The sequence below is a fragment of the Paenibacillus anseongensis genome (assembly GCF_009757995.1).
GTDB classification, from domain to species: domain Bacteria; phylum Bacillota; class Bacilli; order Paenibacillales; family NBRC-103111; genus Paenibacillus_E; species Paenibacillus_E chondroitinus.
The window spans coordinates 945,792-958,204 of sequence record NZ_WSEM01000016.1; the positions used below are offsets into that span (position 1 = coordinate 945,792).

The following is a 12,413-nucleotide window of genomic DNA, read 5'->3' on the forward strand; positions in this document are numbered from 1 at the left end:
ACTAAGTACCTCCCACAATGGATTCTGTCTGTTCGGTTTGTGCTAACAGCTCTATGATTTCATCGCTGGTTTTGCAAACTAAAATTTCATTTACCAACTGCTTGCATTTCTTAGCGTCACTGCTCAATAAGCGGTGTTTGACTTGCAAGATCGTTTGCACAGATATGCTCAGTTCCTCAATGCCTAGACCTAACCAGATAGGAAGCGCGCGGACGTCTCCCGCCATTTCTCCGCAGACGCCGACAGGAATGCCAACACTTTTGCCAGCATCAATCACGTGTTTAAGAAGTCTGATAACAGCCGGATGATAAGGATTATATAAGTGCGCAATATTTTCGTTCATCCTGTCTACAGCAAGTACATATTGAACGAGATCGTTGGTGCCGATACTCATAAAATTCACTTCACTGGCAAGGACGTCTGCAATAAGAGCCGCTGCTGGTACTTCAATGGTTAATCCTACTTCAATTTGGGCATTGTAAGGAACCCCTTGGGCACTGAGTTCAGCTTTCGCCTTCTCCAGAAGGGCTTTGGCTTGACGCACTTCACCCAGCGAAGTGACCATTGGATACATGATTTTCACGTTCCCATAATGACTTGCTCTAAGAATAGCTTTTAACTGTGTCATAAAAAGATCTTTACGATCCAATGAGATTCGAATGGCCCTGTATCCAAGGAACGGATTATCTTCTTTGGCAAGAGGCATGTAATCCAGCTTTTTGTCTCCGCCAATATCCAGGGTCCGGATAACAATAGGACGACCTTTTAATTGTTTGGCAGCGTGAAGATAGACCTCAAACTGTTCATCCTCGCCAGGCAGCGAATCGCGGTCCATATATAGATACTCCGTACGGAACAAACCGACTCCAGATGCCCCGTTGCGTAGAACCTGATCGATCTCCATAACCGAGTTAATGTTGGCATGCAGATTCACATAGCTATTGTCCACAGTGACAGGCGCAACATCTGCGATTTCCTGTAGACTCTCTTTGAATTCCAGCCAATTCTTTTTGCGAGCCTGGTAACGCTCTATCGTGATCTTATCCGGATTGATATACAAGGTGCCCTCTTGACCGTCAATAATCAAGAAATCGCCGTTTTGAATCGGACGCAGGAGCTTCCCTTCCAAGCCTAAAACATAAGGAACCGACATGGCTCTGGCCATGATCGATACATGCGAGTGCGTGCCTCCCAGAATGGTTAGAAGCCCTAGCACTTTAGTCGGATCCAGATGAGCCAATTGCGAAGGTGTAAGCTCTTTTGCAACCAAAATATACGGATGATCGATAGGCGGAACGGTTGAACTGGTATCCCCAAGCAAATGCTTCAGAAGCCGGTTGCCCACATCTTTAATATCCAGCGCGCGTTCCTTCATGTACTCATCATCGATCATGTTGAACATACCGACGAATTTATCGATTACTTCTTTCACCGCAACTTCGGCGGCTTTGTACTGAAGCTCAATGATCCCCTGAATTTCATTCATAAAAATGGGATCTTCCAAAATCGCCAAGTGGGCATCAAAAATGTACGCCTGATCTTGCCCGACAACTTCCTTAATTTCCTGCTTGATTAACTCTAATTCATCTTTAGAAGAGCGGATGCCGTCATACAACCGCTCAAATTCATAAGCCAAATCTGTCACATCAATCATTTTCTCAGGAAAATCCCACTCCCACGTAGGAATGACAAAAGCCTGACCCATTGCTATGCCTGAAGACGCGCCTATCCCTCTGATCATCCGTTCATCCCCCCCGTAGATTTAGTAGGCTTTAAGACGACGGACATCACAGAACCTTGGCCTTTTTTAACAGATTTGAACGGAGCAAAGCTCCAAGACTTAACAAGATCCGGATTTGTAATAATCATCGGTGTCGCCAAAGATGAAGCAAACTTTTTAACTTTATTATAATTAAATTTAACTAACAATTGCCCCGCTTCTACACGATCGCCTTCTTTTACCACAGCATTAAAGCACTTGCCTGGTAAGCTAGACGTATCGATACCAATGTGCAGCAAGACCTCTAATCCTTCATCCGTCAAAATGCCCAGGGCATGCATGGTCGGATAAATATGCATAATGGTACCTGCAACAGGCGAGACCAGCTCCCCTTTTTCAGGAATAAACGCAACACCGTTACCCACCAATCGCGAGGCGAAAATGCGGTCGGGCACTTCCTCAATAGGAATCATGCGCCCCTGCATCGGCGAGGTAAACAATACTACATGAATATCCTTGCGCAGTACTTTCATAATCTCTTCACGAATTAGCTCTGAGAATGTCCCGAACACGACCTGAACATTGCCTCCTCCAAGACGGATGACGCCTGCAGCTCCTAAATGTCGTAATGCCGTGATGTCAATCAATCGATCATTAACAAGCGTAAGGCGCAATCTGGTAATGCAGGCTTCAATCTTCTTAATATTGTCTTTCCCACCCAAGGCTTGCAAAATTAAAGGTGAGCGATACGGAATATCGCCAGCCCATTCTTCAAGTGAAGAACCTTCTTCCCTGCCTGGCGTCGGGATTTGGAACCGTCTGATCGCCCAGCGAAACATGAAGTAATACACCAGTCCATACACGATTCCAATCGGGATTAGCAATAGACCGTTATGCGATAAATGCAAATTAATAACGTAGTCTATGGCGCCTGCCGAGTAGGAAAAACCATGTTGAATATGCAGCTCATAAGCCAACCACATGGCTACACCTGATAAAATAGCGTGAATAATGAACAAATAAGGTGCAACAAACAGGAAAGCAAACTCAATTGGCTCCGTGACACCTGTCAAAAAAGAGGCTAGCGCCGCTGTCAGAAATGTCGCCTTAATCTTCGGCTTCAAATCCTCACGCGCTTCCCCAATGATGGCAAATGCAATGGCAGGAAGCGCAAACATCATGATGGGGTATAGACCGGCCATGTACATCCCAGCCGTAGGATCACCGGCAAAAAAACGTGGCAAATCCCCGTAAGCCATCTGCCCTGATGGTGTTTTGTAAGCTCCCACTTGAAACCAAAAAAAGTTATTCAAAATATGGTGCAGACCTGACGGCACTAACAATCGATGCGCTATACCGTAAATAAATGCACCAAACCCGCCAAGGCCGAGCAGCCAAGTCGAAAGCTTACCCATCACATCTTCCAAAAACGGTCCTATCACAATCATGATATAGGATACAATGAGCGTGCACATCCCCATGATGAGCGGCACCATGCGGGGACCACCGAAAAACTGTATGTATTCAGGCAGCTTAATCTCTTTGCAGCGATGATAAATAATGGCTGCAAGCAAGCCGATTAAGATCCCGCCCGGTACACCCAATTGAAAATGGGACCCCAGTGAATGTTCGATGAGCCTCGTAAACATAAAATAGCCCAGCATGGCAGACAGTCCGGCGATTCCGGCACTTTCTGTAAGACCGAGCGCCACGCCAACAGCGAATATGATGGGTATATAGTCAAAGACCGTATTCCCTGCTAACAGCAGCATATCCCCAAAGCCGGATGCATGAATCCCATCCCAAGGTAGATTCCCCAGACTAAGCAGCACAGCAGCAATAGGAAGCGCAATGGTGGGCAGCATTAATGAGCGGCCAAGCTGTTGTAAGTTCCCCATCCAGTTCAAACGTATGCTACCTCCTAAAAGTTTTGCTTTAACAAAACCAACATCGTAAGCCAAAGCCTAGTGTTCTCGAAAAAACTTACATGGTAAGCATAAGCCTCTCTTATCAAATCGTATAGCTTGTTTGCCCGTTTGTCAAAACAAAATAAGCAGGTCGAGGATCGACCCGCTTATACATGTTGGAAAGCATACGGTAATTAATACGAAGAATTATTTCCGTACTGCTGCCCCATGCCCGTACTGCTGAAACTTTGGATATACGGTTGTGTGTTTTGCTGTTGGTAACTTTGATATCCCGCTTGTCCTTGCTGCCCTTGTTGCCCCTGCTGTTGATATCCTTGTTGCGTGCTTTGTTGAAAGGCATAGTTCGGTTGGTAGGAGTAGGATTGCGCAGAAGAATTAGATGAATCACTGCGCAAATAAGCATCATGACCTGGCTGGTTTCCACGGTAATTAGCCGTATGGTAAGCATTAGGCGAAACATAGGTTTGCCCACTAGGCTGCTGACTCATTTGTGAAGAGCTTGTGTAGTGGCTTGTGATCGATGGCTGGCTGTAGGAATAGGTCGATGGTTGAGATTGATTTGAAGTGATGGCATTGCTTTGGTTATTCATCCCGTTGTAGGTAGAATAAGCGCTTTGGAAGCTTGATGGTTGGTAATTCGATGACATGGATGACTCGCTGCGCGAATAATTGTCATGGCCAGGCTGGTTCCCTCGATAATTCGCCATGTGAAAAGATTCCGTGGAAGCTTGACCTTGATTATAGCCCTGATTTTGATTGCTGCCTTGACTATAGCCTTGATTAAAACTTTGAGTAGTGCTGCTCGATACCGGTTGCGTGTAAAAGGACTGGACATAACCTACAGGTTGATACTGCTTTTGGTAACCTTGATATTGAGAGGTGTTGCTCTGATAGCCTTGTGACGCTTGGTTGCTGTGGGATGCTTGCATACCTTGCGAAGAGTTACCGAACGATGAGATACCGTTGTTGTTGAAGTTGTTATACATGTGTGTAAATCCTCCTACATACTTCTATTTTTTGGGCACCTTTTGGGAGCCTCTTTTATTCTCTCCGCTCCTCCGTTTTTTATTTATTTTTATTTTAAGATCCATGTAAAGTGGTTCAAATGAGAAAACATACTTTCTATACACGTAAGTTGACTATTAGGAAATAAATATGCCATAATTTCTTAGTACCCCATACTCTTTACAAGGAGGAATACGGACATGGCCTATGACATTATTATTATTGGAGCAGGACCTGCTGGAGCAAGTGCAGCCTTATTCTCAGCCAAAGCTGGCAAATCAACGCTCGTTATCGACAGTGATCAAAGCGTGACAAAACGCGCGTGGATTGAAAATCATTATGGTGTAGATGGTATTACTGGTCCTGATTTAGTCGAAATCGGGAAGAAACAAGCTACTAAATTCGGTGCTGAATTCGTGCAAGGCAAAGCTACGCAGTTGAATCAGGCTGGCGATGGCTTTCAAGTAACGACAGAAAACGGTACATATGAAGGTAAGTATGTCATTTTAGCTACAGGCTTATCCGTTGACCTCGCAGAAGCCTCCGGTATTCAAACGAAGCCAGGGACTGAGCCTCGTATCAAAACGGTTGTCGATGCGGACGCACAAGGCAACACCAGCCTAAAAGGTGTATGGGCAGCCGGCACCATCGCCGGTGTTTCCATGCATACCATTGTCACTGCCGGAGATGGCGCCAAAGTCGCCATTAACGTAATCAGTGAATTGAATGGAGCGCGTTATGTGGATCACGATGTATTAAAAGCTTAGGCTTAGGCTTAACGTAAATAAAAAACCGCTTCTCTCTCGCCGTAACGGTCTGAGAAAAGCGGTTTTTTGAGTTGCAGCTTAGTTGTTTCGCGGATTGAGAATGGCATCCTCAACTTTAATGCAACGGTCCATAATGACTTCTAAGCCACCCTCACTTGCGATGCGGGCTGCTTCTTCATTCACGATTTCAAGCTGCAGCCAGAACACTTTGGCTTTGATTTTCACAGCTTCCTCCGCAACGGGAACGACTTGATCCGCCCGGCGGAAAACATTGACGATATCGACAGGCTCCGGAATGTCGGATAACGAAGCATAGCACTTCTCACCCAAAATTTCCGTTGCATTCGGATTGACGGGAATGATCCGGTATCCCCTGCTCTGCATGGCAGCAGCTACCATATAAGATGTGCGATCAGGCTTGTCGGACAGACCTACGACGGCAATATTGCCTGCATTCGCAAGAATTTCCTTAATGTGCTCTCTGGACGGATTTTCAAAAGTCATGCGTAGTACCTCCTATTTTTTCAAGTAAGTGAGGCCTTGCTTCCCCATAGCGGTCCAACTCTCAATAAACTGAGCTTTGTTTACCTGCAGCTGTTTTTTGCCGCTTAGCGGGTCATTCAAGTATACATTATTCTCATCGAATCCGACCAATAATACAGCGTGCTCCGCATAAGTCGTTTGAATCGGGCCAAGCGGCGTGTCCCATGTCACCCATTTGTATGGCAGATTATAATCAATTGTCGTCCATGTAATGACCGGAATACCGCTTGCCACTTGCTGTTCAAATAGCTCAAAGGACTCACCCGTAATATCGATCGCTTCCGGAATGTAGGACTTTAGCTGTGGGAAAAGACCGGCATGGTAAATGCCGAAGCCTCTTTGCTTTCGGGTAACATCACCTACAAAGCCTATGTTCGGGTTCCCCCAATAAGCAGGTGAACCATCTGCATTTAGCTTGATAGGTGTATTATCTTTGGGCATCTCAGCTGCAAGTTCCATCTTACTTTTGGTTATTCCATAGTAATGCAGAAGCATCGTTAAACTCGTTATTTCACAACCTGCAGGCAGTTCAGGCAGTTGAGAAAAAACAGGCGCATCAATCATTGCTGATTTTTTTGTCTGGATTGTCGGTTGTGGCGAAGAAACCTCCGCTGCTTGAACTGGCTCATTTGGCTTAACCGTGGCCACTACAGGATTGGCTGCAAATAATGGCGGCTCTTTCCCGGTAGCTTTGGCATACAGCAGTACAGCAAAAACACTGCTGGCAAACACAAGTCCTGCAACGAGGAAAAATCCAAACGTCACCTTTAACCCCTGCCAAATAATCCTCATGCTGACTCACCCGATCCTTGTTTTTGGAATGAAGTTACTCCTTCACAAGTTCAACCTGAGCACCGATAGAACGCAAATGGTCAAAATATTGCGGATACGATTTGGCCACGTGATGAGCATCACGAATAGTCAAACCCTTCTCGGAACGAAGTCCAACGACGGTCAAAGCCATAATGACGCGATGATCGAAGTGAGCGTTGATCTCGACACCGCCAGTAACTCCTTCCGGCTTGCCGTGGACAATAATCTCACTTTGACGCTCTTCCACATCAGCGCCTGCTTTGCGCAGCTCGTTCAAGTAATCGGTGATTCGGTCGCACTCTTTGTAACGCAAATTTTCAACATTGTAGAAACGCGATGTACCTTCTGCAAATACAGCGGCCGCAACCATAGCTAGTACTGCGTCTGTAAAGTGATCGCCATCAAATTCCCCTGCGATCAGTTTTTGATTGCCGCGAACGTGTACAACTCCGTTATCATGCGTTAAATTAACACCCATTGCACGTAAAACATCAACACAAGCTTTCTCACCTTGCTTGCTGTTTTCTTCCAAACGAAGAACTCGTACGTCCGAGTTCGTCACTGCCGCTGCTGCGAGAATGGCCGCAGAACCCGGATAATCGCCTTGAATCACATACTCTTTGGCTTGGTACGATTGTCTGCCAGGAATCCGGTAGTGCATCAAGTCTTCGCTTGCATGAACGACAATGCCTGCTTGCTCAAGCACTTCGAGCGTTTGGCCTACAATAATTTTGGATTTCAAATCATGAAGCACTTCAATCTCGCTATCTTCTTCAAGCAGAGGTGTCATGAATAAGAGAGAGCTAAGGAACTGCGAGCTGACGTTACCGGAAACCGTAAGTTTGCCACCGCGGGGTTTGCCCCCTTTAATTGTTATCGGCAAACGACCGTTAGAATGTTGTACTTCCACACCCATTTGCTGCAAAGTTTCGATTAAATCGTCATGCGGACGCTTGCCCAGGGATTCAGGGTACGTATTCACGAACGTTACATCCGGGCAAAATGCTGCTGTAGACATTAAAAACCGCAGAACGGCACCGGCATTTCCTACGTTTAACTCAGACACGTGTTTAGGGTTCTTGCCGAAACCTGTAATGACAATCTTCTCATCATCTTCTTCAATGACAGCGCCTAAATCTTGTACACAACGTCTCATTGCATCACTGTCTTCACTGTGAGCCGGGTAATAAATCGTGCTTGTCCCATTCGCAAGTGCGCCGATTAGCAAATAACGAGTTGTGTAGTTTTTGGAGGAAAGGGCGTTAATTTCACCTTGTAGATTTGCAGTAGGTTTCACAATGGCTTTCATGTGGTTAATATCTCCTTCGCATGTGTTTATATGTAATATCCGATGAATGTTAATAGAATTCCACCGGTATAACTGTAGTGAAAGCTCTCATAAAACCGTTACCAATCAATAGTTTCCAATTATCAAACGTTGGATATTTCATCAGAATTCCCAGTAAAAAACAGGCCAAAAGATTTATTGTCAGTGTACCATACGGAATAGAACTTGGGAACCTACTCGACATGTATGTGCCACGTGGCCAAACTTCATGCTGCTTATGAAAACGGCCTATTTTCTTCAAATAAGGCCCGCTCGGTCCGTAAGGTTTTCGTGCGGCGCAATTTCCGAGCTTCCCCCTTAGGATGTAGCTCGGGACTTGTCGCCGGAGCTTGTGCGCCGCGTTAGCGCATCGCAGTGCCCGCGGAACGTGAAACGTATATGGGGCCACCATTGCCGCAGCGCTTGTGGAGCTAACGGACCCCAGTGCCGTTATTTTCAATAAATAGCCCCTTTTGGCTGACCTAACGGACTCCAGAGCCGTTAATTAATCAAAAGACAGTCAATTTTCATGCTTATCATGAAAATAGCAGCTGTAGCGTCCGTTAGAATTTGAAAAGGGCCTATTTTCTCCAAATAAGGGCCTCTCGGTCCGTAAGGTTCTCGTGTGGCGCAATTTCCGAGCCCGCCCTGAGGATGTAGCATGGGGATCAAGGCAGCTACGGGCTTATCGCCGGAGCTTGTGCGACACGAGGTTTGACATCTCGTCTTAATGTTTCTATCATTACTTCTGATGGGGTTTATCCCCCGCATTTAAAAACAAGGAGGTCCTACGATGGATACGATTTTACCATCCGACGTCAAAGATAGATTAAGCCGTGGCGAGAAGTTGGCAATCATCGACGTTCGAGAAGACGAAGAAGTGGCGGAAGGTATGATTGCCGGTGCAATCCATATTCCACTAGGCCAATTGCCGGAGCGACTAAGCGAAATCCCGCAGGCGGATGAGGTCATTCTTGTTTGCCGCAGCGGCAATCGCAGCGGGCGAGCGCTTGGCTTTTTGGAAGCGCAAGGCTATAAAGGCCTTAAAAACATGACTGGCGGTATGTTGGAGTGGGAGGAATAAGCTTACAGCTTGTCCCTCCTCTCAAAGATTCGCTTGCTGAATAATCAAGTCAACAATTTGGTCTGTCGTTAGTTCCGTCGTGTCGATCATGGCATGTGCGAAATCGTACGCAGACTTTCTCTGTTCAAGCAGTGTATGAACACGTTCTTCCAAATTGCCCTGCAGCAGCGGACGATTTATATCCGCGCTCACGCGATGAATGATTGTCTCTGGTGAAGCTTTCAGCGCCACGACAAAACCATTACGAAGCATACACGCTCTATTTTCCTCTGCTAACACAGCGCCCCCGCCTGTTGCCACAATTTGCCCTCTTTGAGCTAATAAGCTTTCTAGCGTTTTACTCTCTAATGTGCGAAAATGCGCTTCCCCATATTGACGAAACAAATCCCCAATGCTCGTCTGCTGCTCATCTTCAAGTACAGCATCCGAGTCTTGAAATTGCCATCCCAGACGCTCAGCGAGCTTTTTTCCGACGGTTGATTTGCCTGTCCCCATGAAACCTACAAGTACAAGATTGCTTGTTGTCACGTTAATCCCCTTTTCTCATATGCTGTTCATACAAACTTTCCCAACATCATACCATAGCCGCATAGTCATGAATACAATCCATTTGAAAAACATATAGTAGTGTGAATAAATTCCAACACAAACAGTTAAGATTTTAAGAGAAACCTAATGCCGACAAGGAGAGATGAAGTTTTGAACCCAATTGTTGCCTATTCCAACCACACGCAAGGCAAACTGGAGCAAATCTTACACCCGAGCTATGTTTTGTGCAAAGAGGATGTTGTTTGGATTTTGGAGTTTATTAAGAAAAAAGTGGCTGAAGAAGACCCGCGCATGCAAGGTCTTGCTCAACCACGATTGTTAAAAAATTTCCGTTATTTTGCCGAAGTCTCCTTGATGCTCATTCACAGACGGAACGGCTTCGATCAAGAAGCCGATCGTTTGAAAATGTGGCTGCGCGAAGCGGCTTACGGTTTACAGGGAGAGGCGTAGCGCCCCTGCCCTCTTAGTTTTCCATCCAGTTGAAGTGGAAGGAACCTTCTTTGTCCACACGTTGGAACGTGTGAGCGCCGAAGTAGTCACGCTGCGCTTGCAGCAGGTTAGCCGGCAGTCTTTCTGTACGGTAGCTGTCGTAGTAAGCAAGTGCCGATGCGAAAGAAGGAACCGCGATACCGCGAGTTACAGCTTCTGCAACAACTTGTCTCCACGATTGTTGATAGTTCTCAACCACATCTGTGAAGTAAGAATCAAGCAGCAGGTTTTTCAGTTCCGGATTGCGGTCGTACGCATCCTTGATATTTTGAAGGAATCTAGCGCGAATAATGCAGCCGCCGCGGAAAATCATCGCGATGTTGCCATACTTCAGATCCCATTTGTATTCATCGGAAGCTGCTCTCATTTGAGCAAAGCCTTGTGCATAGGAGCAAATTTTACTTGCATACAGAGCTTGACGCACAGCTTCAATAAATGCTTTACGATCGCCTGTGAAAGCTGGAGCATCAGGTCCTTTGAGCACTTTGCTAGCCGCTACGCGTTCTTCCTTCATCGCGGAGATGAAACGGGAGAATACGGATTCCGTAATGATGGAAAGCGGTACGCCAAGATCCAGAGCACTCTGACTGGTCCATTTTCCTGTTCCTTTTTGACCAGCGGAATCGAGGATAACGTCAACCATCGGTTTGCCGGTTTCAGGGTCGTATTTCGTGAAGATATCACGTGTAATTTCGATCAGGTAGCTGTCAAGCTCGCCGTTGTTCCACTCTGTGAAGATCTCATGAAGTTCTTCAGTGCTTACATTCAGAACATCTTTCAAGAGTTGGTAAGCTTCACAAATCAGCTGCATGTCGCCATACTCGATCCCGTTGTGCACCATTTTTACATAGTGGCCGGCACCGTCTGGTCCGATATACGTACAGCAAGCGTCATCGCCAACTTTGGCAGAGATGGCTGTAAGAATAGGCTCAACCAATTTATACGCGGATTCTTGACCGCCTGGCATAATCGATGGGCCTTTAAGCGCGCCTTCTTCACCGCCAGAAACACCAGTACCAACAAAACGAATACCATGTGCTTCAAGTTCTTTGTTACGGCGCTGCGTATCTGGGAAGAATGCGTTGCCCCCATCGATCAAGATATCTCCTTTTTCAAGGTGAGGCAGCAATTGATTAATCGTATCGTCTGTTGGTCCGCCCGCTTTGACCATGATCAAAATTTTGCGCGGAACTTCCAAGGATTGCACGAATTCTTCGATAGAGTATGTACCAACGAGTTGTTTGCCTTCTGCTTCTTGAAGAAGCTCTTTTGTTTTTTCGGCAGAACGGTTAAATACGGATACAGTGAAACCTCTGCTCTCGATGTTTAACGCTAAGTTTTTCCCCATTACCGCTAATCCAACTACACCAATTTGTTGTTTAGACACGTCTCTCATACACCCTTCCGATATAAAAATATTTAAATCGTCATCGAGCCAAAACCGCCGTCTACTCTTAAAACAGAGCCCGTAACAAAGCTGGAAGCTTGTTCCGAAGCAAGGAATACAGCAGCACCCTGTAGCTCAGATGCCTCACCGAATCGGTTCATTGGCGTATGACGCATAATGGACTCGATACGTTCAGGCGACAAAATCTTACGATTCTGCTCAGCTGGGAAGAAACCAGGAATGATCGCATTCACACGCACACGGCTTGGAGCGAATTCACGAGCCAAGTTCTGTGTGATGTTATTAACAGCTGCTTTAGAAGCGGAGTAAGTGAATACACGTGAAAGAGGCGGATCAGAAGATACAGACGAGATATTGATAATGCTTCCGCCTTCGCCGCGATCAACCATATATTTCCCAAACACCTGGCAAGCCAGCACGACGCTTTTCAAGTTTACCTCCATAATAGAATCCCATTCTTCCATGGAAATGTCAAAGAAAGGCGTAGCACTATTTTTCCCTGGGCAGTTCATTAAAATGTCAGCACGGCCAGACCAAGCGATAACTTCTTTGAGCACAAGCTCCAAATCTTCACGTTTCGTTGCATCCGCTTGGAAAGTTTGAGCTTCGCCGCCGATCGCTTCGATCTGCTGGCGAACTTGATCGCTTTTCTCTTGGTTGCGTCCAACAATCGCTACTTTCGCGCCATGACCCGCCAAAGCAATCGCCATGGAACCTCCAAGTGTACTGTTACCGCCGATAATTACTGCTGTTTTCCCTGTAAGATCGAATAAATTCATT

At 46.2% G+C, this 12,413-nt stretch carries 13 protein-coding genes; 3 read left to right on the top strand and 10 right to left on the bottom strand.

The genetic code is table 11. The features are described from left to right. Position 1: 1 nt before the first annotated feature. The 3 genes from ptsP to GON05_RS20675 form a co-directional block, all read right to left on the bottom strand. Positions 2 to 1,741, bottom strand: coding sequence for a phosphoenolpyruvate--protein phosphotransferase (ptsP, locus tag GON05_RS20665; protein WP_157321423.1), 1,740 nt, complete (start codon positions 1,739 to 1,741; stop codon positions 2 to 4). Then, a complete protein-coding gene (locus tag GON05_RS20670; RefSeq protein WP_127452139.1) occupies positions 1,738 to 3,627 on the bottom strand; it encodes a glucose PTS transporter subunit IIA in 1,890 nt (629 codons plus the stop codon). The genes ptsP and GON05_RS20670 overlap by 4 nt, the downstream gene beginning before the upstream one ends. Positions 3,628 to 3,821: 194 nt before the next feature. Then, the gene (locus GON05_RS20675) at positions 3,822 to 4,634 is read right to left on the bottom strand and encodes a hypothetical protein (RefSeq protein WP_157321424.1); all 813 of its coding nucleotides are present in this window, start codon (positions 4,632 to 4,634) and stop codon (positions 3,822 to 3,824) included. 219 nt (positions 4,635 to 4,853) lie between these two features. Here GON05_RS20675 and GON05_RS20680 point away from each other — a divergent pair, with 219 nt between their 5' ends. Then, entirely contained in the window at positions 4,854 to 5,420 is a 567-nt protein-coding gene (locus GON05_RS20680; protein WP_157321425.1) for an FAD-dependent oxidoreductase, read from the top strand. A 78-nt stretch (positions 5,421 to 5,498) separates the two neighbouring features. Here GON05_RS20680 and GON05_RS20685 read toward each other — a convergent pair whose 3' ends face one another. The 4 genes from GON05_RS20685 to GON05_RS40115 are packed head-to-tail and all read right to left on the bottom strand — an operon-like array spanning position 5,499 to position 8,515. Next, positions 5,499 to 5,924, bottom strand: coding sequence for a CoA-binding protein (locus GON05_RS20685; RefSeq protein ID WP_127452134.1), 426 nt, complete (start codon positions 5,922 to 5,924; stop codon positions 5,499 to 5,501). 12 nt (positions 5,925 to 5,936) lie between these two features. After that, a complete protein-coding gene (locus tag GON05_RS20690; RefSeq protein ID WP_157321426.1) occupies positions 5,937 to 6,755 on the bottom strand; it encodes a C39 family peptidase in 819 nt (272 codons plus the stop codon). Between the two features lie 34 nt (positions 6,756 to 6,789). Then, entirely contained in the window at positions 6,790 to 8,085 is a 1,296-nt protein-coding gene (aroA, locus tag GON05_RS20695; protein ID WP_157321428.1) for a 3-phosphoshikimate 1-carboxyvinyltransferase, read from the bottom strand. Positions 8,086 to 8,134: 49 nt separating this feature from the next. Then, on the bottom strand, positions 8,135 to 8,515 hold the full coding sequence (locus GON05_RS40115; RefSeq protein WP_397369249.1) for a fluoride efflux transporter FluC: 381 nt from the start codon (positions 8,513 to 8,515) through the stop codon (positions 8,135 to 8,137). A gap of 381 nt (positions 8,516 to 8,896) precedes the next feature. Here GON05_RS40115 and GON05_RS20700 point away from each other — a divergent pair, with 381 nt between their 5' ends. Next, complete coding sequence (locus GON05_RS20700; RefSeq protein ID WP_157321430.1) at positions 8,897 to 9,187, top strand: rhodanese-like domain-containing protein; 291 nt, start codon at positions 8,897 to 8,899, stop codon at positions 9,185 to 9,187. Between the two features lie 21 nt (positions 9,188 to 9,208). Here GON05_RS20700 and GON05_RS20705 read toward each other — a convergent pair whose 3' ends face one another. Beyond that, on the bottom strand, positions 9,209 to 9,715 hold the full coding sequence (locus GON05_RS20705; protein WP_309491759.1) for a shikimate kinase: 507 nt from the start codon (positions 9,713 to 9,715) through the stop codon (positions 9,209 to 9,211). A gap of 171 nt (positions 9,716 to 9,886) precedes the next feature. Here GON05_RS20705 and GON05_RS20710 point away from each other — a divergent pair, with 171 nt between their 5' ends. Continuing rightward, entirely contained in the window at positions 9,887 to 10,186 is a 300-nt protein-coding gene (locus GON05_RS20710; protein WP_157321432.1) for a hypothetical protein, read from the top strand. Between the two features lie 13 nt (positions 10,187 to 10,199). Here GON05_RS20710 and gndA read toward each other — a convergent pair whose 3' ends face one another. Then, complete coding sequence (gene gndA, locus GON05_RS20715) at positions 10,200 to 11,612, bottom strand: NADP-dependent phosphogluconate dehydrogenase (protein WP_181646161.1); 1,413 nt, start codon at positions 11,610 to 11,612, stop codon at positions 10,200 to 10,202. A gap of 32 nt (positions 11,613 to 11,644) precedes the next feature. Continuing rightward, on the bottom strand, positions 11,645 to 12,412 hold the full coding sequence (locus GON05_RS20720; RefSeq protein ID WP_157321437.1) for an SDR family oxidoreductase: 768 nt from the start codon (positions 12,410 to 12,412) through the stop codon (positions 11,645 to 11,647). Position 12,413 lies beyond the last annotated feature (1 nt).

Bases quoted from the DNA above. Each gene is read 5' to 3' on its own strand.
- GON05_RS20720 (WP_157321437.1), bottom strand. From the start codon at position 12,412: ATGAATTTATTCGATCTTACAGGGAAAACAGCAGTAATTATCGGCGGT.
- GON05_RS40115 (WP_397369249.1), bottom strand. From the start codon at position 8,515: ATGGTGGCCCCATATACGTTTCACGTTCCGCGGGCACTGCGATGCGCT.
- GON05_RS20700 (WP_157321430.1), top strand. From the start codon at position 8,897: ATGGATACGATTTTACCATCCGACGTCAAAGATAGATTAAGCCGTGGC.
- aroA (WP_157321428.1), bottom strand. From the start codon at position 8,085: ATGAAAGCCATTGTGAAACCTACTGCAAATCTACAAGGTGAAATTAAC.
- GON05_RS20680 (WP_157321425.1), top strand. From the start codon at position 4,854: ATGGCCTATGACATTATTATTATTGGAGCAGGACCTGCTGGAGCAAGT.
- ptsP (WP_157321423.1), bottom strand. From the start codon at position 1,741: ATGATCAGAGGGATAGGCGCGTCTTCAGGCATAGCAATGGGTCAGGCT.
- GON05_RS20675 (WP_157321424.1), bottom strand. From the start codon at position 4,634: ATGTATAACAACTTCAACAACAACGGTATCTCATCGTTCGGTAACTCT.
- GON05_RS20690 (WP_157321426.1), bottom strand. From the start codon at position 6,755: ATGAGGATTATTTGGCAGGGGTTAAAGGTGACGTTTGGATTTTTCCTC.
- GON05_RS20685 (WP_127452134.1), bottom strand. From the start codon at position 5,924: ATGACTTTTGAAAATCCGTCCAGAGAGCACATTAAGGAAATTCTTGCG.